Origin of the sequence: Nocardia blacklockiae (genome assembly GCF_015477355.1) — a bacterium.
Taxonomy (GTDB): domain Bacteria; phylum Actinomycetota; class Actinomycetes; order Mycobacteriales; family Mycobacteriaceae; genus Nocardia; species Nocardia blacklockiae.
This window is the reverse complement of record NZ_JADLRJ010000002.1, coordinates 768,241-791,611: the sequence shown is the minus strand read 5'-3', so window position 1 is coordinate 791,611 and position 23,371 is coordinate 768,241. Positions and strand designations below refer to the sequence as shown.

At 71.2% G+C, this 23,371-nt stretch carries 18 protein-coding genes; 11 read left to right on the top strand and 7 right to left on the bottom strand.

What is annotated here, in order from left to right:
• Positions 1–42: 42 nt before the first annotated feature.
• Positions 43–2,424 carry a glycerol-3-phosphate 1-O-acyltransferase gene (locus IU476_RS09330; protein WP_195098628.1) on the bottom strand — a complete coding sequence of 794 codons (2,382 nt, stop codon included), beginning with the start codon at positions 2,422–2,424 and terminating at the stop codon, positions 43–45.
• A 160-nt stretch (positions 2,425–2,584) separates the two neighbouring features.
• On the opposite strand from IU476_RS09330, the gene IU476_RS09325 reads away from it, so the two are divergent.
• On the top strand, positions 2,585–3,946 hold the full coding sequence (locus IU476_RS09325; RefSeq protein ID WP_438943987.1) for a salicylate synthase: 1,362 nt from the start codon (positions 2,585–2,587) through the stop codon (positions 3,944–3,946).
• Positions 3,947–4,164: 218 nt separating this feature from the next.
• Here IU476_RS09325 and IU476_RS09320 read toward each other — a convergent pair whose 3' ends face one another.
• Positions 4,165–5,781: a (2,3-dihydroxybenzoyl)adenylate synthase gene (locus IU476_RS09320; protein ID WP_195098627.1), complete on the bottom strand. Its 1,617-nt coding sequence runs from the start codon at positions 5,779–5,781 to the stop codon at positions 4,165–4,167.
• A 133-nt stretch (positions 5,782–5,914) separates the two neighbouring features.
• On the opposite strand from IU476_RS09320, the gene IU476_RS09315 reads away from it, so the two are divergent.
• The 4 genes from IU476_RS09315 to IU476_RS09300 all read left to right on the top strand — a co-directional run bounded on the left by IU476_RS09315 (position 5,915) and on the right by IU476_RS09300 (position 9,715).
• Complete coding sequence (locus IU476_RS09315) at positions 5,915–6,796, top strand: oxidoreductase (RefSeq protein ID WP_195098626.1); 882 nt, start codon at positions 5,915–5,917, stop codon at positions 6,794–6,796.
• A gap of 112 nt (positions 6,797–6,908) precedes the next feature.
• A complete protein-coding gene (locus tag IU476_RS09310; RefSeq protein WP_195098625.1) occupies positions 6,909–7,382 on the top strand; it encodes a carboxymuconolactone decarboxylase family protein in 474 nt (157 codons plus the stop codon).
• Between the two features lie 286 nt (positions 7,383–7,668).
• The gene (locus IU476_RS09305) at positions 7,669–8,772 is read left to right on the top strand and encodes a 3-deoxy-7-phosphoheptulonate synthase (protein ID WP_195098624.1); all 1,104 of its coding nucleotides are present in this window, start codon (positions 7,669–7,671) and stop codon (positions 8,770–8,772) included.
• Positions 8,773–9,070: 298 nt separating this feature from the next.
• Positions 9,071–9,715 (top strand): LysE family translocator, encoded by a 645-nt coding sequence (locus IU476_RS09300; protein ID WP_195098623.1) that lies wholly within the window; start codon positions 9,071–9,073, stop codon positions 9,713–9,715.
• A 164-nt stretch (positions 9,716–9,879) separates the two neighbouring features.
• Here IU476_RS09300 and IU476_RS09295 read toward each other — a convergent pair whose 3' ends face one another.
• Complete coding sequence (locus IU476_RS09295) at positions 9,880–11,067, bottom strand: pyridoxal phosphate-dependent aminotransferase (RefSeq protein WP_195098621.1); 1,188 nt, start codon at positions 11,065–11,067, stop codon at positions 9,880–9,882.
• 90 nt (positions 11,068–11,157) lie between these two features.
• A complete protein-coding gene (locus IU476_RS09290) occupies positions 11,158–12,165 on the bottom strand; it encodes a LacI family DNA-binding transcriptional regulator (protein WP_195098618.1) in 1,008 nt (335 codons plus the stop codon).
• 179 nt (positions 12,166–12,344) lie between these two features.
• Between IU476_RS09290 and IU476_RS09285 the strand changes: the two genes are divergently transcribed.
• A complete protein-coding gene (locus IU476_RS09285; protein WP_195098616.1) occupies positions 12,345–13,760 on the top strand; it encodes an L-fucose/L-arabinose isomerase family protein in 1,416 nt (471 codons plus the stop codon).
• 8 nt (positions 13,761–13,768) lie between these two features.
• On the opposite strand, the gene sigJ is transcribed toward IU476_RS09285, so the two are convergent.
• Entirely contained in the window at positions 13,769–14,689 is a 921-nt protein-coding gene (gene sigJ, locus IU476_RS09280; RefSeq protein ID WP_195098613.1) for an RNA polymerase sigma factor SigJ, read from the bottom strand.
• A 132-nt stretch (positions 14,690–14,821) separates the two neighbouring features.
• Here sigJ and IU476_RS09275 point away from each other — a divergent pair, with 132 nt between their 5' ends.
• From IU476_RS09275 to IU476_RS09260, 4 genes are read left to right on the top strand one after another with little or no spacing between them, the layout of a single operon-like run.
• On the top strand, positions 14,822–16,480 hold the full coding sequence (locus IU476_RS09275) for a DNA repair helicase XPB (protein ID WP_195098611.1): 1,659 nt from the start codon (positions 14,822–14,824) through the stop codon (positions 16,478–16,480).
• A gap of 52 nt (positions 16,481–16,532) precedes the next feature.
• Entirely contained in the window at positions 16,533–17,198 is a 666-nt protein-coding gene (locus IU476_RS09270; protein ID WP_195098610.1) for a DUF3239 domain-containing protein, read from the top strand.
• A 40-nt stretch (positions 17,199–17,238) separates the two neighbouring features.
• Positions 17,239–17,883: a LysE family translocator gene (locus tag IU476_RS09265; RefSeq protein WP_195098608.1), complete on the top strand. Its 645-nt coding sequence runs from the start codon at positions 17,239–17,241 to the stop codon at positions 17,881–17,883.
• 57 nt (positions 17,884–17,940) lie between these two features.
• The gene (locus IU476_RS09260) at positions 17,941–19,356 is read left to right on the top strand and encodes a M1 family metallopeptidase (protein WP_195098607.1); all 1,416 of its coding nucleotides are present in this window, start codon (positions 17,941–17,943) and stop codon (positions 19,354–19,356) included.
• Between the two features lie 8 nt (positions 19,357–19,364).
• Here IU476_RS09260 and IU476_RS09255 read toward each other — a convergent pair whose 3' ends face one another.
• The gene (locus IU476_RS09255) at positions 19,365–20,219 is read right to left on the bottom strand and encodes a coiled-coil domain-containing protein (protein ID WP_195098606.1); all 855 of its coding nucleotides are present in this window, start codon (positions 20,217–20,219) and stop codon (positions 19,365–19,367) included.
• Between the two features lie 276 nt (positions 20,220–20,495).
• On the opposite strand from IU476_RS09255, the gene IU476_RS09250 reads away from it, so the two are divergent.
• Positions 20,496–20,987 (top strand): LppU/SCO3897 family protein, encoded by a 492-nt coding sequence (locus tag IU476_RS09250; RefSeq protein ID WP_324193950.1) that lies wholly within the window; start codon positions 20,496–20,498, stop codon positions 20,985–20,987.
• A gap of 5 nt (positions 20,988–20,992) precedes the next feature.
• Here IU476_RS09250 and IU476_RS09245 read toward each other — a convergent pair whose 3' ends face one another.
• Positions 20,993–23,347, bottom strand: coding sequence for a helicase-associated domain-containing protein (locus IU476_RS09245; RefSeq protein ID WP_195098605.1), 2,355 nt, complete (start codon positions 23,345–23,347; stop codon positions 20,993–20,995).
• Between the last annotated feature and the right edge of the window lie 24 nt (positions 23,348–23,371).

The window sequence follows — 23,371 nt, the reverse complement described above, 5'->3', positions numbered from 1 at the left end:
TTCCGCCGTACACCCGTGGCACGGTGGGGGATTCGCGCGGGCTCATAGGGCCTCCAGGCGGTTCGACGGGTCCAGGGCTGCCGCGTGGGCGATGCGGGTGCCGATGAGGTGGAGTTCGGCGGCGAAGGCGTGGCGGCGGGCGCGGAGGTCGTCGGGGGTGGTGGATACCGTGAGCAGGTCGTAGTTGTCGGCGAGTTTCAGTGCGCTGGTGAACAATTCGGTCGAGACCGACTCGGGGCTGTGCAGGCGCTGCTGCAGGAGCATCTGCTTGCCGACGGCCAGGCACTCGTCGATGAACTGCTTGCGTTCCGGGGCCGGTGCGCCGTCGCGGGCGGCCAGCCGGTCGGCGACCACCAGCTGGGCGTCCAGGAACGAGCGCAGCACGCGGTGCGCCATCACGAAACCGGATTCGGTGAGTTCGGCGAGGATGTCCGAGCCGACGGTGCCGTCGGCGGTGCGGCCGTGCCAGTCCTCGTCGACCAGTTCCATCTCGGCGGTCATCTGCGCCGCGAACTCCGCGCGCTCGGGGAAGAAGAACTCGAACTTCAGCAGATCGCGCAGGCGGAAGGCGGTGTCCCAGCCCACCTGCAGCTGCTCGCCCTCGGGCGCCTCCACCGCGGCCAGGATCGACAGCTCGAGAATGGCGCGATTGACGAACCAGTGCACCGCGTTGTTGCGGTAGAAGGCCGCCTCGAGATGCGCCCCCGCCTCGATCGAGTACACCGGTTCCAGCCCGCCGCGGTACACCGTCACCACCCGGGCCAGCGACAGCTGCTCGAGCACCACGGCCAGCGCGTGATCGTCGTCGAGCGAGTCGAGTTCGCCGCTGGGCAGGCCGCGCCGCTGGATGTAGTCGCGCACCGGCGCCAGCACCCGGCGCACTTCGCCGAGCGTGAGCGCGCGTTCGTGCACGCCCAGCAGGGCGAGGGTGACCAGCGCGTTGACGGTGATCGGCGTGACCGCGTTGATGCCGACCGCGACCTCGAAGGCCAACCGCTGCACGGCCTTCCGCTCCAGATCGCGCGCGTCGTCGTCGTGCGGCCCGCCGGGTCCGGGATCGGGGGCCAGCGGGTCGCCGTGTGCCGCAAGACGTTCCCGCGCCGACAGCGGATCCCCGAAGCGCAGGTACACGTGCCCGGCCGAGTGCTGCTGGCTGCGGACGTAGCGGGCGAGCCAGGTCAGGCCCTCCGGTTTCTTGGCGCCCCCGGCCTGTTCGGTGGCGATCGCGCCGAGTTCGTTGAGCCGCTCGTAGGTGATCGACACCGGCACCAGCATCACGTCGTCGACGCGGCGCGAACGGATCGCCGCGGCAAGGTAATTCAGCAGGCCGTAGCGCGGCGGGCGCAGCTTGCCGGTGCGGGTGCGGCCGCCCTCGAAGTACCACTCCAGGTTGAACCGCTTGGTCAGCAGGTAGGCGAAGTACTCCTCGACCACCGCCTTGTACACCTCGTCGTCGCCGAAGCTGCGACGGATGAAGACGGTGCCGGTGCGGCGCGCGATCGGACCGATCGGCCAGAACCGCAGATTCGCGCCGCCGATCACGTGGTTGGGCGGGAAGTCGTTGCGGGCCAGCGCATCACCGAGCACGAAGGCGTCCACGTAGGAGCGGTGCGAGGGCAGGAACACCAGCGGATAGCGGCGGTTGAGCCGGCGCAGCTCGGACAGCCCCTTCGGGTCGCAGTCGACCTTCCAGGTGGAGGCGTGCACCGGCCGCATGGCCTGCGTGAAAAGGTCGGAGACCAACCGACTCTGCGCCGCCACCAGTTCCTTCAGCGCCTTCTCCGCGCGCCGGTACACCTCGCGCGCGGGGGTGTCGGTGTGCGTGGCGATGGCGTCCAGGCGGCGCAGGAACTCGGGGGAATCGAGGATCTCCTCCGCGACCAGCCGCGGCACCTTGTACCGGTCGCCGATCACGGCGCGTTCGGCGCGCTCCAGCGCCACGATGCCGGCCCGCACCACGGCGCGGGCGAACGGCTCGGCGCTGTCGGCGACGGCCGCGTTGTTGGCGCGCAATTCGCTGAGCCGCGCGGGCCGCCCGGTGAGCACCAGGTGCCGGTCCGGGGTCTTGGCGACCAGGCGGCGCTGCAGCAGCCGGTGCGGCCGGCGCGGATCGGACAGGGTGACCAGATCGGCGAAGGTGGTGCGGCGCACGCCGTCTCGCTCCGGCGGCAGCCACAGCACCCGCACCGGGACGACCAGCGGATCGTCGCGCCGCCCGACCAGCCGATTCGCCACCGCCACCGCGTCCAGGTCGATCTGCGTCACCGGCGCCTCGATGCCGAACTCCGCCTCGACCCCGCCCTCGGCCAGCCAGCCGCCGATGAGTTCGCGTTCGGTCGGCGAGGTGGCGTCCACGAGCGCGACCACCGAAGGTGGCGCGGTGCCGGGAGTCGCCGGCGGTGCGCCGGCGCGGTCGTCGATCATGCGGAGCCCTTCATCAGGTGACGCTCCCCATTGAAGCCCGGTTCGAGCGTTTCGCGCAGGAGGTTGGCGCGGAGAGTGTGCGCTCCGGCACAAGCGCATCCGAGCCAGGTAATGCTAACCTCACCCCTTAGAGTTAGGTAAGCATAACCTTGGAGGAACGGTGCCCACCACGGACGAGCGAGTACTGATCGGCTATGGGGATGGTCCGGGGGAGACACCGACCGCGGCACGCCGGGACGAACATGTCACCGATCCGGCCGCCGCGGTGGCGGCACTGGCCGGCGCGGATCGTTTCGGCGAGTACGTCGTCTACGAGCGCCCCGGCGAATGGGTGTTCGCGGCCGACCCCATCGGCAGCGTCGAACTCGACGCCGGTGAGTTACGGATCGACTGGGACGGACGATCCACGGCGACCCCGTGGGCGGGCCGCCCGGCGGAGGTGATCGACCGCGCGCTGGCCGCGCTGCCGCTGGCCGGCCGCAATGCCTACGGCTGGATCGGGTTCGAGTTCTGCGCGTGGTCGCTCGGCGCCACCGCGCACCTGCCCGAGCGAACCTCGCTGGCGCACCTGATGATTCCCCGCATCGAGGTGCGCATCGACACGTCCGGGGTGCGGGTGTCCGGCGCGACGCCCCGCGAGACCGCCGACATCCACGAGCTGATCGCGGCCGCGCAGGGCACCGCGCTGCCGCGGCCGCGCCCGGCGGACATCACCATCGACCCGACGGCCTACCGGGACCGGGTGGCCGAGGCGATCGCGGAGATCCGAAAAGGCGACTACCAGAAGGTGATCCTGTCGCGAAAGGTCGATCTGCCGTTCGTGGTGGACGTGCCCGCCACCTACCGGCTCGGCCGCGCGCACAACACCCCCGCCCGGTCGTTCCTGCTGCGCCTCGGTGGCCTGGAAGCCGCCGGCTTCAGTCCCGAACTGGTGGCGGCCGTGGACGGCGCGCGCGTGGTGACCACCGAACCGCTCGCCGGGACAAGGGCTTTCGGTCGCGGCGCGGAGGCCGACCGGGCGGCCCGCGCCGACCTGGTCGCCGACCCCAAGGAGATCGTGGAGCACGCGATCTCGGTGCAGACCTCGTTCGCCGAGATCGCCGCGGTCGCCGCGCCGGGCAGCACCGCGGTGTCGGACTTCATGGCGGTGCGCGAGCGCGGCAGCGTGCAGCACCTGGCCTCCACCGTGCGCGGGCAGCTCGACGTCGGCCGATCCTCCTGGGACGCGCTGGAGAAGCTGTTCCCGTCCGTGACCGCGTCCGGCATCCCCAAGCAGGCCGGCGTGGACGCGGTGTTCCGGCTCGACCACGACCCGCGCGGACTGTATTCCGGTGCGGTGGTGGTGGTCTCGCCGACCGGCGCGCTGGAGGCCACGCTGGTGCTGCGGGCGGTCTACCAGACCACCGAGGGCGCCTGGCTGCGCGCGGGCGCCGGCATCGTCGGCCAGTCCCGCCCCGACCGGGAATTCGAGGAGACCTGCGAAAAGCTCGGCAGCATAGCGCCTTACGTGGTCGAGGCCTGAGCGGCCCTGCGCGGCACAGCCCCTCGCCCGACAGCGGGCGGGGGGCTGTGCCGCGTCCCCGGGAGGAACGTTCTTGTCATGCGGGCGGCACGCGCCGTTGCCGTGTTGGTAAGCGAGGGCCGTTGCCGTTTGCGGGGAGGAGGGCGTTTGTCGTGCCGGTGCGCGGCAGCCGTTGTCGTGCCGGTGGGCGAGGGCAGTTGCCGTGCCGCCCCCGCACCTCAGCCCTGGGCGCGCAAGGCCTTCTTGTCGATCTTGCCGACCGCGGTGACCGGGAGGGTGTCGGCCTGGCGCAGGACGTCGGGGAGTTTGTAGGTCGCCAGGCCGCGGTCGGTGAGGAACTGCTTGATCTCGGCCAGGGTGGGCAGCTCACCGTCGACAACCAGTACGACGCAGACCTTCTCGCCGAGGGCGGGATCGGGCAGGCCGACGGCCGCCGCGTGCCGGACCGCGGGGTGGGCGAGCAGATTCTCCTCGAGCTCGTCGCACGAGACGTTCTCGCCGCCGCGGTTGATCACGTCCTTGATCCGGCCGGAGACGACGAGGTGGCCGCTGGGCAGGACCCGGACCAGGTCGCCGCTGCGGTAGTAGCCGTCGGGCGTGAAGGCGCGCGCATTGTGTTCGGGCGCACGGTAATAGCCGCGCAGGGTGTACGGGCCGCGGGTGAGCAGCTCGCCCTCCTCGCCCGGCGCCACGTCGTTGCCCTCGCCGTCGACGACGCGCACCTCGTCGGCGGGCGACAGCGGGCGGCCCTGGGTGGTGCAGATCAGTTCGATGTCGTCGTCGAGGCGGGTGTAGTTGATCAGGCCCTCGGCCATCCCGAACACCTGCTGCAACCGCGTGCCCAGCGCCGGCTCGACGTCGCGGGCGTTCACCTCCGCCAGCTTCGCGCCGCCGACCTGCAGCAGCCGCAGCGACGACAGATCGGCCGGCTCCCATTCCGTCGCGGCGCACCACAGCTGCGCCAGCGGGGGAACGACGGCCGTCACCGTCACGCGGTACTTCTCGATCGCGGCGAAGGCGCTCTCCGGGCTCGGGTCGGCGAGGAACGCGATCGAGCCGCCGGTGGCGACGGTGCCGAGCAGACCCGGGCAGGCCAGCGGAAAGTTGTGCGCCGCGGGCAGACTCGCGAGATAGACGTCCTCGGGACCGAATTCGCAGATCTCGGCGGAGGCGCGGGCGTTGTACTCGTAGTCGTCGTGGGTGCGCGCGATCAGCTTGGGCAGGCCGGTGGTGCCGCCGGACACCAGCATCACCGCGATGTCGGCCGGGTCGACCTCGGGCAGCGAACCGCTCTCGCGCGGAATCGAACTCAGCTCGGTGAACCGCCCCGGATCGCCCAGCACCAGGACGTGGCGCAGCGTCGCGACCCGCTCGGCGACCTCGTCCGCCAGCTCGCGGTAGTCGAAATCGCCCGCGCGGTCGGCGATGACGTACGCCACGGCGCCGGACAGCTCGGCCAGGTGCTCGATCTCGGCGCGGCGATGCGCGGGCAGGGTCAGCACCGGGATCGCCCCGGCCCGCAGCAGGCCGAACAGCACCGTGGCGAATTCGGGCACGTTGGGCAGCTGCACGACCACTCGGTCGCCGGGCGTGATGCCCAGCGCGACAAGGCCGTACGCCATCCGGTCGGCGTCGGCGTCCAGCTCGGCGTAGGTGCGGGCGCCGGACTCGGTGTGCAGCGCGGGCCGCTGCGGCCACCGCCGCGCCGCGTCCCGGAGCAGCTCGCCCAGGGTGCGACCCGCCCAGTACCCGGCGGCGCGGTAGGCGTCGGCGAACTCGGCGGGGATCGGCACGAAGCCGTCGCGATCGCTGCGGGTGGTGGGTGTCGCTGTCATGGGTACTGCCTCACGCTCATGTCAGATATAGGTTAGGCAACCCTATCTCACCGGCCGGTGTGGTGTGGCTCGGGCGGTCGGCCGTTCCCCGAGGCACGAGACGGGGGCGCTCCGCCGCTCTAGACTCGACCACGTGACTGGTTGGGACACTTCCGACATCCCCGATCAAAGCGGCCGCACGTTCATCGTCACCGGCGCCAACAGCGGGCTCGGCGCCGTGACGACGCGGGCGCTGGCCGCCGCGGGGGCGCAGGTGATCATGGCCTGCCGCGACGAGGTGAAGGCGCGCGCGGTGGCGAACGAGATCGGCGATCGGACCCAGGTGCGCCGCCTGGACCTGGCCGACCTCGCCTCGGTGCGGCAGTTCGCCGACTCGATCGAGCGCGCCGACGTGCTGATCAACAACGCCGGCGTGATGGCGCTGCCGCTGCGGCGCACCGCCGAGGGCTTCGAAATGCAGTTCGGCACAAACCATCTCGGACACTTCGCGCTCACCGGCCTGCTGCTCGACAAGATCGCCGACCGGGTCGTCACGGTGTCGAGCGGGGCGCACGTCATCGGCCGGATCGATTTGGAGGACCCGAACTGGGAGCGCCGCCGGTACGAGCGCTGGCAGGCGTACGGGCAGTCCAAACTGGCGAATCTGATGTTCGCCTACGAACTGCAGCGCCGCCTCACCGCGGCCGGCTCGGCCAAGCTGTCGGTGGCGGCCCATCCGGGTTATGCCGCAACGGAACTCCAGTCGCACACCGAGTCCTTCCTGGACCGGATCATGGCGCTGGGCAACCGCATTCTGGCGCAGAGCGCGGAAATGGGCGCGCTGGGATCGCTTTTCGCGGCCACCGCCGATGTCGAGCCGGGCGGGTTCTACGGGCCCACCGGACTGCGCGGGCTGCGCGGCCATCCCGGGCCCTGCGGTTCCTCGGCCGCCTCCCGGGACGAGGTCACCGCCCGTCGCCTGTGGGAGTTGTCCGAACAGCTGACGAAGGTCACCTATCCGTTCTCCCGTCGCTGATCCCGGCGCGTGTGACGCGGGTCATGGCCGACCCCGTGTCACACCCCCGATCGCCACGTCGTCCTCCTGATATACGACGCCGCACCCCGCGGCCCGAGCTCAGGAGACAGCGATGGAACCCCGAATCAACCTCTTCGCCAACGAGATCGCCGCGAAGTTCACCAAGCGCCTCACCAATGCCGGACAGGTCATCGGCCAGTCCGGCCTGCCCCCGGCGACCTACGAACTGGTCAAGATCCGCGCCAGCCAGATCAACGGCTGCGGCTTCTGCACCGACATGCACACCAAGGACGCGGCGGCCGCGGGCGAGACGTCGGTGCGGCTGAACCTGGTCGCCGCGTGGCGCGAGGCCACCGTGTTCACCGAGGCCGAGCGGGCCGCGCTGGCGCTCGCCGAGGAGGGCACCCGCATCGCCGACGCGCACCACGGTGTCTCCGAGGAGACCTGGGCGCAGGTGCGCAAGCACTACGACGACGAGCAGATCGGCGCGCTCGTCTCGGCGATCGCGGTGATCAACGCCTACAACCGCCTCAATGTGATCGCGGGCACCCCGGCGGGCAGCTACGAGCCCGGCATGTTCGGCTGAGCACCGCGCGAAAACGAGCCCGGCGCAGGAGTTTCCGCTCCGCGCCGGGCTCGCGTGCGGTCGAACCCTCGGTGTGTCGGCTCGCACGGCGAATCGCCGACTGTTCAAACCGGCGATACCTCCTGGTACAGTCGCCTCCGTGCAGCGCGTGTATTTCTGGTTTATCGAGCCGGCCCTGGGTGGGTCGGTCGGTGAATCGCGCTGACCTTCTCCCACCCCGAGCCGGATGACAGACCGGCGTAACGGGAATCTTCTCCGTGGGTCGGCCTGAGAAAAGGAACCCACGATGACGATCGCAGCCGATGCCGACGCGCAGTCGAAACCCGCGGAGACCGCGGATCTGGACGACCAGCGCACGCTGAGCATCAGCCCGCTGCTGTCGCCCGCCGACGTGCGGCGTGACCACAAGATCGACGCGGCGCTCGCCGAGACCGTGCGCGCGGGCCGCGCCGCCACCGTCGATGTGCTCAACGGCGTCGACGACCGCCTGATGGTCGTCGTCGGGCCGTGTTCGGTGCACGATCCGGCGGCCGCGCTGGACTACGCGCGGCGCCTGGCCGCCAAGGCCGCCGAGCTGTCGGACCGGCTGCACGTCGTGATGCGGGTGTACTTCGAGAAGCCGCGGACCACGCTGGGGTGGAAGGGCCTGATCAACGATCCGCACCTGGACGGGACGTTCGACATCAACACCGGGCTGGGGCTGGGCCGGCGGCTGCTGGTCGACATCACCGCGCTCGGGCTGCCGGTCGCCTGCGAATTCCTCGATCCGATCACCCCGCAGTACATCGCGGACCTGGTGTCCTACGGCGCGATCGGCGCCCGCACCGCCGCCAGCCAGGTGCACCGCCAGCTGGCCAGCGCGCTGTCCATGCCGGTCGGCATCAAGAACGGCACCGACGGCGACGTGCAGGTGGCCGTCGACGGTGTGCGCGCGGCCGGGGCCAGCCACGTGTTCCCCGGCACCGACCTGGACGGTCGCTCCGCGCTGATCCGCACCGTCGGGAACCCGGACTGCCACGTGATCCTGCGCGGCGGCAGCGCGGGCACCAACTACGACGCCGCCTCGGTCGCCGAGACCTGCGCGCGCCTGGACAAGGCGGCACTGCCGCAGCGTGTGGTGGTCGACGCCAGCCACGGCAACAGCAACAAGGACCACAACAGGCAGGTCGACGTGGTCACCGACATCGCCGCGCGGCTCGCGGCGGGCGACCGCAGCGTCGTCGGCCTCATGATGGAGAGCTTCCTGGTCGCCGGCCGCCAGGACCTCACCCTCGGCCGCGCCGCCGACCTGGCCTACGGCCAGTCCATCACCGACGCCTGCCTGGACTGGGAGACCACCGCCGCCCAGCTCGACCGCCTCGCCGCCGCCGTCGAGACTCGGCGCGGCTGAGGCGTCGCGCAATCGAAGCGGTTGAGTGGCCGTGGCGACCTGGCGCGGTTGAGTGGTCGCGCAATCGAAGCGGCTGAGTGGCCGTGGCGACCTGGCGCGGCTGAGGCGTCGCGCAATCGAAGCGGCTGAGTGGCCGTGGCGACCTGGCGCGGTTGAGCGGTCGCGCAATCGAAGCGGCTGAGTGGCCGTGGCTACCCGGCGCGGTTGAGCGGTCGCGAAATCGAAGCGCACCGTATGGGGTCCAGCGGTTGCGAACTGGCTCGCGACGACTCGGCGGTGGGTGCGCGAGCATAGCGGCATGATCGAGACGACCGCGGTGATCGGTGTGGCGGTGGCGGCGCTCGGGCTGGTGCTGACGCCCGGGCCGAACATGGTGTATCTGGTGTCGCGCACGGTGTCGCAGGGGCGGCGCGCCGGGTTCGTGTCGCTGGCCGGGGTCGCGTGCGGGTTCCTGGTGTACCTGGCGGCGATCGCGGCGGGGCTCACGGCCGTGTTCGCGGTGGTGCCGGGGCTGTACCTGGCGGTGAAGCTGGCGGGCGCGGCCTATCTCGGCTGGCTGGCGTGGAAGACGTTGCGGCCCGGCGGCATATCGGCGTTCACGCCCGCCGACCTGCCCGCCGACCCGACGCGGCGGCTGTTCGCGATGGGCCTGCTGACCAACCTGCTCAACCCCAAGATCGCGATCATGTACATGGCGCTGATCCCGCAGTTCGTCACGCCCGAGCACGGGCGGGTGTGGTTGCAGAGCCTGTGCCTGGGCGGCGTGCAGATCGCGGTGGCCCTGCTGGTGAACGGCCTGATCGTGCTGGGCTCCGGCGCGATCGCCGCCTTCCTCGGCGGCCGCCCGCTGTGGGTGCGGGCGCAGCGCTGGGTCACCGGCACGCTGCTGGGCGGCGTCGCGGTTCTGCTCGCCACCGACCGCGCCCGCCCGATGCCCGCCTGAGCCGTATTCGGCTGCGGAGCAAGGGATTCGGGTGCGTAGGCGTACCCTGCGGCGGGGTGGGGCGGAATGCGTATCGGGCGGGGTGGGATGGAGAGCGTATCGGCGGCACGGCCTGTGGGCCGCAGGTGCTCCGGTAGTGATCTCGCAAGGTGCCGGGGGTGTGGTCAGGGTGTGGTCGAGGGGATCGTGTGGTGGGCGTGCAGGCGGCGGACGGCCTCGTCCAGGGTTTCGTCCTTCTTACAGAAGGCGAAGCGCACCAGGCGATTCCAGGAGTCCTTGTCGTCGGCGAAGGCGCTGAGCGGCACGGCGGCCACGCCCAGCCGCTCGGGAAGTTCGCGGCAGAAGGCGTGGGCGTCGGCGGCGGTGAGACCGGAGATGTCGGCGCAGACGAAATAGGTGCCGTCGCTGCGCTTCACACGGAATCCCGCGTCGGCCAGGGCGCTCGACAGCCGAGTACGCTTCTCCGCCAAGTCGTTACGTAGGGCACGCACCCACGCCAGCTCGTGTTCGAGGGCGTAGGCGACGGCAGGTTGGAACGGCCCGCCGCCGACGAAAGTGAGGAACTGCTTGGCGGCGATCACCCCGTCGATCAGCGCCGCCGGACCGCACGCCCAGCCGATCTTCCACCCGGTGACGCTGAAAGTCTTTGCCGCGCTGGAGATCACGACGGTCCGCTCGGCCATCCCGGGCAGCGTGGCGATGCTGATGTGCTCGTGCTCGTCGAAGGCGAGGTGCTCGTAGACCTCGTCGGTCACCACCAGCAGGTCGTGCTCGCACGCCAGGTCGGCCACCGCTCGCAGTTCCGCGCGGCGCAGCACCGTCCCGGTCGGGTTGTGCGGCGAATTCAGCAGCAGCATGCGCGTTTTCGGCGTGACGGCCGCGCGGAGGCTGTCGATGTCGAGGGCGAAGCCGTCGCCGTCGGGCACCAGCCGGGCGGTCCGCCGCGTCGCACCGGCCAGCGCGACCGCGGCGGCGTACGAGTCGTAATAAGGCTCGATCAGCACCACCTCCGCGCCCGGCTCGACCAGCCCGAGGATCGAGGCGGCGATGGCCTCGGTCGCGCCGACGGTGACCAGCACCTCCCGGCCCGGGTCGTAGTCCATGCCGTACCGCGCGGCGCGGTCCGCGGCGACGGCCTGGCGCAGCACCGGCATCCCGCGACCGGGCGGGTACTGGTTGACGCCGTCCGCGATGGCCCGGCGCGCGGTTTCCAGCATGGCGGCCGGACCGTCGGTGTCGGGAAATCCCTGCCCGAGATTCACCGCGCCGTGCCGGACGGCGAGTTCGGTCATCTCGGCGAAGATCGTCGCGCCGAAGGGACGCAGGCGGGCAACGGTCGGCGTCTGCTGCATGGCACCACGGTAATCGTCGCGGGTGCGGCGCTCTCGGCCGGAAGCCGTGTTCATCCCCAGCCGTCCCCAACCCGGAGTGCGCGGCCGCGGTCAGGTCAGGGCGGGACGGGCGGTGCTCCGGCGGATGCGGAGGTGGGCGGGAAGGACGAGGCGTTGCGGCGGAAAATGTTCACCGGCGATGCGGCGGAGCAGGAGTTCGGTTGCGCGACGGCCGATCTCGTACCCGGGCTGCTCGACCAGGGTGAGGGGTGGGGCGAAGCCGGGCCAGCTCATCTCGTCGAAACCGGCCAGCAGCAGGTCGTCGGGATAGGTGACGCCCGCGTCGGCGAGCGCCTCGAGTGCGCCGACCATCATGAGATTGTTGCCGACGAACAGCCCGTCGGGCCGGTCCGGGCGATCCAGCAGCGCCGCCGCGGCGGCCCGACCGCCCTCCACGCGATGATCGCCGCGCACCTCCAGATCCGGGTCGACGGCGAGTCCGGCCGCCCGCAACGCCGCCCGGTATCCCGCGATGCGGCCGGTCGCGGTCGACGCGTCCGCGGGCCCGGTGATCATGGCGATGCGCCGCGCCCCGGCGGCGATCAGGTGCTCGACGGCCTGCGCGGCCGCCTTCTGATTGTTCACCGTGACGGTGTCCACCTCGACGCCGCGTAATCGGCGGTCGACGGCGACCACGGGAATCCCTCGCTCGCTGAGCGGATCGATGCGGCTGGCGGCGGTCGACGACGGGGCCAGCACCACGCCCGCCATGCGCTCGGCGGCGGCGATCTCCAGATAGCGCCGCTCCTTGTCCAAGTTCTCATCCGAATTCGCGAGGACCACCGAGTAGTCGCGCGCGCTGGCCGCGTCCTCGACGCCGCGGGCCAGCGCGGTGAAGAACGGATTGCGGATGTCGGCGATGACCAGACCCAGCACCTTGGTGGCGCGGGTGCGCAGCGAACGGGCCTGGCTGTTGGGGCGGTAGCCGAGTTTCGCCACCGCGGTGCCGACACGCTCGCGCAGTTCCTCCGCGACACGCGGGTCGCCGTTGAATACGCGGGAGACCGTCGCCGGTGACACCCCGGCCAGCGCCGCGACGTCGCGGATGGTCACCGCCATGCCTCACCGCCTTCATGTCCCGGAAAACGATTCCGCAGGACGTTGTCGAGGCTAACAGTCGCGGCCGCAAACCCGTCCTTGACCGGCCCGACCGGCCGAACCTATGGTATCGGGAAATCGTTTTCCGAGATCCATGTCACACTCCGGTGGCCGGCGGCCGCGGGGGCGAGGAGGTCGAGATGGCTCGCATCGGGCTGCTGCCCATGTCCGACGGACGCGACTTCGTCCACAACGGCATCGCCGGATTCATCGCCGACTCGGCCGCCGGGCTGGCGCGTGCGCTCCGCGCGGCCGGCCACGAGGTGATCGTCGCCGACACCGTGTCGACCAACGAACTCGCCACCAGCCAGGCGCGCCGCCTCGCCGACCAGCGCGTCGATCTGACCGTCTTCCACTACGCGGTCTGGGCGTTCCCGCACTTCACCATGCTCGCCGCCGAGGCGACCACCGGGCCGCTGCTACTGTTCGGCGGCCTGGACCCGGTGCAGCCGGGCATGGTCGGGATGCTCGCGGCGGGCGGCGCGCTGGACCAGATCGGCCGCCGCCACACCCGGGCCTGGGGCGATATCGCCGACCCGGATACCCGGGACCGGGTGCTCACGCAGGTGCGGGCGGCCGCGGCCACCGGGGCGCTGCGCGGATCGACGTTCGGCCGCATCGGCGGTCGCCCGATGGGCATGTACACCGCGGTCGCCAATACCGACCAGTGGATGCGCACTTTCGGCGTCGATGTCGAGGAGATCGACCAGTGGGAGCTGGTGCGGCGCAGCGAGACGGTCGAGACGAGCCGCGTCACGGGCGCCCGGGAGTGGCTCGAAAAGCACGCCGCCGGAGTGCATTACGACGGCAAGAGCCTCACCCCGGAGATCCTGGAACGCCAGATCCGGTCCTACTATGCGATGACCGAGCTGATCGAGGAGTGGAATCTCGACTTCTCCGGCATCAAGGGCCAGCCCGAGCTGACCAACCACTTCGCCACGATGGACATCACCGAGGCCTTCCTCAACGACCCCTACGACTGGGACGGCCCCAAGCCCACCCACGTCACCGCCACCGAGTCCGATATGGACGCGGCGCTGACCATGCAGCTGCTCAAGGGCCTGTCCGGCACCCCGGTGCTGTTCGCCGACGTGCGGCACTACCACGCCGACCGCGACGTCTGGGACCTGTGCAACTCCGGCCAGCACGCCACCTGGTTCGCCGCCCGCTCCGACGACCCGCTGGAGAACCTGGCCAAGACGCACTTCTATCCGGAGGTCTTCTTCTTCCCGGCGGGTGGCGCGGCCGTGCACCACCTCGCGGCCCCCGGTTCGTTCACCCTCGCCCGCCTCACCAGGCTGGACGGCCGCTACCGCATGCAGGTCATGCGGGGCGAATTCGAGAACTACGACCCGGCGACGAACGAGAAGATGATGCGGATGTCGACCTTCGAGTGGCCGCACGCCTTCGCCCGCCTGCACGTCGACGCGGGCGAGTTCCTGAGTCGGTTCGGCGCCAACCACATTCACGCCGTGCCGGGGGAGCACGTGGCCGAGCTGCGGGCGGTCTGCGAGCAGCTGGGCGTCGACTACGACGGGTTCGGCGACGCGGCCTGAGCGAACCGTCAGTGCGGGACGCGGATGCCTTTGAGCTTCGCGGGATTGACCAGATCGTAAGCGCCGTAGACCTTTCCGTCCCGGACGGTGAAGCCGAGGACGCGGGTGGGCGAGCCGGGGATGCCGTCGTGCGGCGCGCGCTCGTGCAGCAGCAGGCCCAATTGCCCGTTGACGTCGACCAATTCGACCGTGTCGTCGGCGCCGGTGAGGTCCACGCCGTACTTGCGCAGCAGGCCGAGGCCCAGCCGCGCCAGCTTCTCCGCTCCCGCAACGCTGTTGAGCGCCGTGCGGCTGGTGCCCCCGGCGTCGGCGACGAACACCGCGTCCGGATGCAGGGCGGCCTTCACCCGTTCGATGTCGCCGGAATACAGCGCCTCCAGCAGGCGCTGCACCGCGTCCGCGTGCTCGGCGTCGGACACCGGTTCCGATTGCCGCGCCGCCGCTTTGCGGGCCCGCGCCGCCAGCTGGCGTGCCGCCTCCACCGAGATGTCGAGGATGTCGGCGATCTCCTCGTGCGGCACCGCGAACCCGTCGTGCAGCACGAACGCCACCCGCTGCGCCGGGGTCAGCGACTCCAGCACGATCAGCGCCGCCAGCCGGCAATCCTGTTTGCGCACCACGGCTTCCAGCGGATCGGCACCGGCGGCGGGCTTGCGCGCCGTCACGATCGGCTCCGGAAGCCACTGCCCCACATAGCTTTCCCGCCGCGCCGCCGCACTGCGCAGCCGATCCAGGCAGATCCGGCTCACCACGGTGGTCAGCCAGGCCCGCATGTCCTCGATCTCGGACTGCCGCGCGGTCGCCAGCCGCAACCAACTCTCCTGCACCGCGTCCTCGGCATCGGCCACACTCCCGGTGAGCCGATAGGCCACCGACAGCAGATGCGCCCGCTGTGCTTCGAACAGATCGGCGAGTAGAGCGGCAACCATTGCGCCGATTCTACGGTGGTGGTATGGGCGCCCCGAACGGTGGTCCGCCCAGAGCGAAACGCGACCCGGCCCACAGAGCCCTGTCGGTCCCGTCGGGAACAATGGACTCCGGCCCACAACCGAGGAGGTGCCGTGACCGAGGGACCGCTCATCGTCCAGAGCGACAAGACCCTGCTGCTCGAGGTCGACCACGAGCAGGCCGATGCCGCGCGGCAGGCTATCGCGCCGTTCGCGGAGCTCGAGCGTGCGCCCGAGCATGTGCACACGTATCGGGTGACGCCGTTGGCGCTGTGGAACGCGCGGGCGGCGGGGCACGATGCCGAGCAGGTGGTGGACGCGCTGGTCAACTATTCGCGGTATGCGGTGCCGCAGCCGCTGCTGGTGGACATCGTGGACACGATGGCGCGGTACGGGCGGTTGCAGCTGGTCAAGCATCCGGCGCACGGGCTGGTGCTGGTGAGCCTGGATCGGGCGGTGCTCGAGGAGATTCTGCGGCACAAGAAGATCCAGCCGATGCTCGGCGCCCGCATCGACGACGACACGGTGGTGGTGCACCCGTCCGAGCGCGGGCGGATCAAGCAGATGCTGCTCAAGGTCGGCTGGCCGGCCGAGGATCTGGCGGGCTACGTCGACGGCGAGGCGCACCGGATCGACCTGGATTTCGAGACCCACGAGTGGCACCTGCGCGACTACCAGGAGATGGCGGCCGACTCGTTCTGGGCCGGCGGGTCGGGCGTGGTGGTGCTGCCGTGCGGCGCGGGCAAGACCATGGTCGGCGCGGCCGCGATGGCCAAGGCCGGCGCCACGACGCTGATCCTGGTCACCAACACCGTCGCCGGGCGGCAGTGGCGGCGCGAGCTGCTGGCGCGCACCTCGCTGACCGAGGAGGAGATCGGCGAGTACTCCGGCGAGCGCAAGGAGATCCGCCCGGTCACCATCGCCACGTACCAGGTCATCACGCGCAAATCCAAGGGCGAGTACAAGCATCTCGAGCTGTTCGACAGCCGCGACTGGGGCCTGGTGATCTACGACGAGGTGCACCTGCTCCCGGCGCCGGTTTTCCGGATGACGGCCGACCTGCAGTCGCGCCGCCGCCTGGGCCTCACCGCCACGCTGGTGCGCGAGGACGGCCGCGAGGGCGACGTGTTCTCGCTGATCGGCCCGAAGCGCTACGACGCGCCGTGGAAGGACATCGAGGCGCAGGGCTGGATCGCCCCGGCCGACTGTGTCGAGGTGCGCGTCACCCTCACCGACGCCGAGCGGATGAGCTACGCCACCGCAGAACCGGACGAGCGCTACAAGCTGTGCTCCACCGCCCGCACCAAACTGCCGGTGGTCGAGTCGATCCTGGCCCGCCACAAGGACGCGCCGAGCCTGGTCATCGGCGCCTACCTGGACCAGCTGGACGAACTCGGCGAGCACCTGAACGCACCGGTCATCCAGGGCTCGACGCGCACCAAGGAGCGCGAGGCCCTGTTCGACGCGTTCCGCAACGGCGAGATCCCGGTGCTGGTGGTGAGCAAGGTCGCCAACTTCTCCATCGACCTGCCGGAAGCGTCGGTGGCGGTGCAGGTTTCGGGCACCTTCGGTTCCCGCCAGGAGGAGGCGCAGCGGCTCGGCCGGCTGCTGCGGCCCAAACAGGACGGCGGTCAGGCACACTTCTATTCGGTCGTGGCACGTGACACGCTGGACGCCGAGTACGCCGCGCACCGGCAGCGTTTTCTCGCCGAACAGGGGTATGCCTACCGCATCACCGATGCCGACGACCTGCTGGGCCCGGCACTCGGATAACCGAGGCGGTTCACCGGAGAAATTGCCTCCGCATACGTGTTAGGAATAGGACGTGCGACGCTTCGAATTCGCGGTCGACCGCGAACACGCCCGGGCGGTGAACGAAGTGCTCGCGGCCATCCGCAGGCTGCGCATCCTGGCATTCGCCGCCGCCATCGTGCTGGGCGTGGGCACCGCGGGCCTGATCTGGTTGCAGCACCCGTACTCGTTCCTGCTGGCGGTCGCGTTCGCGCTGGGCACGATCACCGCGCTGTTCGTGGCGGTGTGGACGCCCTACCGCTCGCGGATCGAAAAGCTGTACGCCGAGGGCGATCTGGTGCCGGCGGTGATCTCGGGGCGGCACGCCAAGGGCGTCACGCTGCTGGCGCTGGTCAATATCGCCAAGCCCGGCTGCGACCCGAGCTACGCGCTGATCACCCGGGTGGTGCGGGCGCTGCCGGGGCATCGGCAGTGGCCGGGGGAGCAGGTGCCCGCGGTGACCGTGCGCGCCGACCGTGCGCCCAGCTCGGTCGGTGACCTGCGCCAGGCGGTGACGGCCATGCCCATCGCGTGGGGCACCCGCGACGCGGGCGTGATCGAACGCGCCCGCGCCGCCATCAGCGACGTCGAATGGAAGCTGCTGGCCGACAATCTCGCGCTGGCCGAGAAGGTGCGGAACGCCGATGCCAAACGCCTGCTGCTGAATCCGCAGCAGCTGCCGGAGGAACTGCGCGGCTGATCCCTGGGAAAGGGCTTGCGGCCCTCCATAGAATTGAGCGGTGATTCCCGCCGCGAACATTCTGGCATTCGTCGTCGCCGCGACCGTCCTCATCGTGATTCCCGGACCGGGTGTGCTGTTCACCATCGGCCGGGCCCTCACCCACGGCAAACGGGTCGCGCTGATCTCGGTGGTCGGGCATTCCTTCGGCGTGTGTCTCGTGCTGGTACTCGTCGCGGCGGGCCTCGGGACGGCGGTGGCGGCCTCGGCCCTCGCGCTCACGATCGTGAAGTTCACGGGCGCGCTGTATCTGATCTACCTCGGCGTCCAGGCGATCCGGGAGCGGCGGTCGCTGCGCGCGGCGCTCGAGACGCGGGCGGCGCGGGAGCCCGTGCGGACCCGGCGGGTGTTCCGGCAGGGCTTCGTCGTGGGCGCCACCAACCCGAAGGCGATCATCTTCTTCTCCGCCGTGCTGCCGCAGTTCGTGGAGCCGTCCGCCGGTCCCATTCCGGTGCAGATGCTGGTGCTGGGCGGGTTGTTCCTGCTCATCGCGCTGGTGTCGGACAGCCTGTGGGGGCTGCTGGCGGGCACCGCGCGCAACTGGTTCGCGCGATCGCCGCGGCGGCTGGAGGCCGTCGGCGGCGCGGGCGGGGTCATGATCATCGGCCTCGGCGCGAGCGTGGCGGTGTCGGGCAGCAGCGGCTGAGCCCACTAGCATCGAGCGTCGGTCGGCACGCCGTGCCGGGAAGCGGAGGGGCGCTGCATGGACGCACATCATCGGACCCGCTGTCTCGTGATCGCGGCGCTGCTCGCGGGCGCGCTGGCGGTGCCCGGCTCCGGCCACGCACAGCCGCCGGCGGATCCGCTCGTCGGCTCGTCCGGGCTGGGTGACCCCTACTACCCCGAGGACGGCAACGGCGGCTACCAGGTCGAGCACTACGACGTCGCGATCGACTACGACCCGCCCGCCCGGCGGCTGACCGGAACGGCACGCATCGATGCCGTCGCGACCCAGGCGCTGCGTCAGTTCGACCTGGACTTCGCGGGCCCGGCCGTCTCGAAGGTGACCGTGAACAACCTGCCGGCCGGCTTCGCCCGCAGCGGCGAGCACGAACTGGTGATCACCCCGGCGGTGCCGGTGCTGCCCGGACTGCCGTTCACCGTGACCGTCGAATACTCCGGCATCCAGGAGGACCACGCGGGCGCGGGCTGGACCCTCTCGCCCAGCGGCGGCGCTTTCGTTGCGGGCCAGCCACATTCGGCCACCACCTGGTACCCGCTCAACGACACGCCCTTGGACAAGGCCACTTTCGCGCTGACCGTGACGGTTCCGCAAGAGTGGCAGGTGATCTCCAACGGCCTGCGCGTGCAGGACGCCGTGACGAACGGCACCCGCACGGCCAGGTGGGAGACGCGGCACCCGACCCTCGGCTATCTCACCACCGTCGCCATCGACCACCTCGAATTCCTGGAGCGCCACCGTGCCGACGGCACCCCGCTGGTCAGCGCCTTCGCCCCCGACGCGGTCGGCCACCGGGACCTCGAGGAGCGGCTGCCCGAGGTGCTCGACTTCCTCGAATCGCTGTACGGCCCTTATCCGTTCGAAAGCGCGGGCGGCATCTACATCGACACCGAGCTGAAGATCTCGCTGGAGACCCAGACCCGCCCGACCTACGCGCCCTGGACCGATCTGAACACCCTCGTACACGAGAACGCGCACCAGTGGTGGGGCGACTCGATGTCGGTGCGGCAGTGGTCGGACATCTGCCTGAACGAATGCTTCGCCAGCTACACCGCCGACTACCTGTGGCCGGAACGGAGGGAAGGCGAGGACGTCGACGAGAAGTACCGCACCACCGTCGAGAAGTTCCGCGACAAGCCAGAACTCTGGGAGACGCGACTGCAGAACCCCGGCGCCGGAAAGGAATTCACCGCCGTCTACTACCGCGGTCCGCTGTTCCTGCACGCGCTGCGCACCACCGTCGGCGACGGCGTCTTCTTCCCGGCGATCGCGCAGTTCGTGCGGTCGCACGCGTACGGCAACGCCACCATGCCGGAGTTCCGGCAGTTCATGCAGTCCAAGACCGGGATCGACCTGTCGGGCTTCTTCACCGCGTGGCTGGACGGCACCGGCATCCCGGCGGCGGAGTACCTGTACCCGGGTACGCTGCGCGGCTGAGGCGCGGGCTATTCCTCGGAGACGCGGGACCGCGCCTTCTCGACCCAGCGTTCGACACGATCCAGCTGCCGCTCGGCCTTGTGCAGGGCCTCCTGGGCCGAGCGTTCCGCCGCCGCGGCGAAGCGGCGCTGCTCCTCGGCCCGGTCGAGTTCCGCGCGCAGAGCGGTGATCCGCTCGTCCGCCGCGCCTAGGTTCGCGGTGGCCCGGTCGAGTTCGGCGGCCGCGGAATCCTTTGCCTCGCGCGCGGATTCGAGGGCTTCGCGCGCGTCGTCGAGTTCCTGCCGGGCCGCCGCGTCGCGCTCCTCGCCGGTGGTCTTGCGCGCGCGTCCGGTGCGCTTCGGCTCGGGCGGCGTCTCGGCGCGATCGGGCACCGCCGCCAGTTCGGGTCCGGCGGGACCGAAGCCCTCGTAGTTCGCGGCGGCGGTCAGCGTCCCGTCGCGCACCTGGTCGGCCACGGCGGGATCGGCCAGCGCCGCGTGCAGGGTCTGGCCCACCTCGCGCAGGACCGTCTCGCCGAGCGTGCGGTCGTGCCCCTCGGCGAGCTGCCCGGCCCGGCGCGCCAGCGCGTTCACCACCTGCTGGCGCTGTGTGGTCAGCTCGCGCAGCTGGTCGCCGGACAGCCGGCGCTGGGCCTCGCGCAGTGCCGCACCCAGCTCCAGTAGCGACGTGACCTCGTCGGGCGCCTCGTGCGCCAGCAGGTTCACCGCCCACGCCGCGACGGTCGGCCGGCGCAGCTTGCCGATCGCGGTCGCGAGCTGCCGGTCCCCGTCCGCGCGGGCGGCTTTCGCCTGTTCGTCGCGCGCGGCGGTGAACTGTGCGGGATCGAGCGCGTAGAGCCGGCGGGTGACCTCCTCGAGTGTCATGGTGCCGAGCGTAACGATTCGGTCACCGATATCGACCTAAGATCACGATCCGCGCGGGTATGGTGCGGGCAGAGCGTGAAAGGGTACGACCGTGAACCTCTTCGAACTGCAGCTGCTGACCGGCTTTCTGCCGCGGATGCTCAACTTCAACCTGCTGGCCATGTACGGCCTGGGTCTGCTGCGCTGAGTCCGCGGGCCGCGGCGGGGGAAGATTCTCGCCACCGTCACGAAGGCTGTGATCGGTTGGGCGAGAGGCGTTTTCGGTTCACGTGGCGCGTGGGGGTCCGCCTCTTCGCGGTGGCGATGGGTGTCGCGGTGGTGGCGGGCTGCTCGGTGGTGCGGGAGGCGAGCCGATCCGAGACCGCGCGAGCGCAGGTCGGTGACTGCCTCGACGTCCGCGCCGCCTCGACCACCGACTCCGACACCGAGCCGGTCGAGTGCGGCACGAAACGCGCTGTGTACCGGGTGATGTCGACATCGCCGACGAAGGTCGACTGCGGCGCCGAGTACTCCTCCTACGAGGAGACCTTCCAGGGCGGCACCACCGTATTCCTCTGTCTGGCACCGGATCTCGTGCAGGGCAGCTGCTACCACCGGGACCGTGACACCGGCTTCGCCTACGCGGACTGCGAGGCGCCGGAGGCCACGGTCCGGGTGGTCGCGCGGGTGGACGGCCGCACCGATGCCGCCCTGTGCGCCGCGGACGCGACATTCCTGCTGCTGTCCGCGCCCGCGACCACGTTCTGCATGGTCAATCCCAAACTCTGAGCGGCCTATTGGTCGACCAGCGCCACCGACGCGATGCGGTGCAGCACGAAATGCCGCACCGCGCCCGTCACCGGGTCGAGGGCGTCGAGTTGCCCGCCCGCCACCTTCAGCGGCTCCACCACCCGCTGGCTGGCGATGCCCTGAGCATCCACGTAACCGATGTGCACGGGCCGCCGCACCCGGGCCGCCAACTGCAGCAGCGCCATGGTCGCCGCGGTGCTGTTGCGCGAACCGTCCGAACGGACCGCCTGCCCGGACCGGGCCTGCGCGGCCTTCTCCCCGGCGCGCAGTTCCGACACCAGCAGCCGCAGTTGCTCGGTGCTGGGCGGGGTCGGCCGCCACGCCTGGCGGGCGTTGGCGCGGGCCGCGATGCGGGCCCCGCGCGGGCGCAGATCGACGATCGAGCCCGACGAATCCTCGCCCGCCGGTGCGAATCCCGCGCCGCGCAGCTGTTCGAGCACCTCGCCGAGCGAGGCCTGCGAGATGGCCACGGTCGGCGCGACCGCCCGCAGCGCCAGCTGCTCGGCGACCGGCGTGGCCAGCACCTCGGCCAGCAGCGCCGGATCCTCGCTGCGCACGAAGGACTGGGCCATGCCGGCCCGCAGCCGTCCGTGCCGGCGGGCGACGTCGTCGATCAGATAGGTCAGCGACTGCGGCACCGGCGTGCGCGAGTGCGCGGTGAACAGCTGATGCAGTTCCGCCGCCGTCATCCCGGCGTCGAGTGCGCGCCGCACCGACGACTCGCCGATCCGGTACACCGTCGCGGCGCCTGCCGATTCGACGTCGGCGACCAGGGCGATGCGGCTCTGCAGATCCGGCACCAGCGGTCCCGGCGCGATGATCGTCAGATCCGCCTGCACCAGCACGTGATCGACGGGATCGGGCAGGGCGGCCGCCATCTCGGCCTCCGCGTCGGCCGGACTGCCGTGCAGCAGCGCCCGGCCCGCCGAAGTGAGGGCGCCGCGCCCCACCAGGCCCAGCGCGCCCGCCTCCGCGAGCGTGCGCTCCACCGCCTCGGTGCGAAAGTGCCTGCGCCAGCGCGGTTGCCGCCACGCCAGCACGCGCGCGATGTCCGCCGGCGACAGCGCGGCGCCGGCGGGCTGCTCGGCGAGCAGAGCCAGCACGGCCTGCCGGTCCCGGACCGCGTGCACGTTGCGCAGCTCGAGCGACAGCGCGGCCAGCGGCTTGTCGTTCGCGTCGCGCCGGCCGATCATCCACGGGAACCGGTCGAGTTCCAGCCAGGCCTGCGCGAGCACCACCCAGCGCCGCGCGGGCGGGCCGTCCAGCCAGCCGTCGACGGCCGCGGTCGGCGCCCAGAAGTCGTCGACGGTATCGGTCTGCGGGGGCGGTTCCGGGGTGCCCTTGTCCAGCAGGCGGGCCGCCGCCAAGACCTCGACCAGCAGGCCGATGCGAGCTTCGTCGATGCCGGTGTTCTTTGTGACGCGGCGCAATTCGCGCACGCCGAGCCCGCCCGAGCGCAGCGCCGGTGCGGGCGCCTGCTCCAGCACCTCGATGATGTCGGCGCTGTGCCGCAGCAGCTCGCCCACCTCGGTCGCGGCGGCGGCGTTGGTGTCGGCGGCGGTGTGCTCGGCGGGACTCGGCTCGGGCGGCAGCAGCGCGTGCGGGTCCGTGACCGGCTCCCGGCGCAGCACCTGACCGACCGCGGGCGGCAGTTCGACCGTCTCCTCGTCGACCCAGTTGAGCAGCTGGGCGGCCAGCAGGCGCTGGATCGGGCGGTCGGGCGGCGTGCCCGGGGCGGCGTCGCGCGTGCGCCCGCGCGGCCCGGTGGTCGCGAGCTTGTCCAGAAGGGCCCGTTCCGCCGAGCCGAGATCGCCCAGGGCCGCGACGATCTCGGGTTCGGTGAGTGCGTCGGGGATCTCGGTGGTGCTGCCCAGCGGCCACGGCAAGGCGTCCTTGGCGGCGGCCGCCAGATACAGCTCGTCGGTACCCCAGACGAGGGCGCGGGCGGTCAGCTGGGCGACGGCGGCGTCGACGGCCTGCGGCGTCACCCGGTCGGCGAGCAACTCGTGCAGCCGGGCGCGGGGGAGCGGGGCCGCGCGGCGGTCGGGCACGGCCGCGCCGTGGATCGCCAGCGTCTCCACGACCGCGAAGACGAGGGTGTCGAGATCGTCGGTGGCACGCAGCACCGAGGCGCGCTGCTCGGCCCGCGCCGCCAGGATGGACATCGAGGACGGCAGCGGGACAGCGAGATCGGGCCGGAGTTCGAGCAGTGCCACCAGTTCGTCGTCGGTGCGCGCGGAGAGCCAGTCGGCGAGCGACGCGACGGCGGCCGAACCGGAGCCGGGCGGTGTCGCGGGGTGCTCATCCCCGGCCCGGGGTGCGTCGTCGGTCGTGGTCATCCCATCCAGCGTACGGCCGGGCGC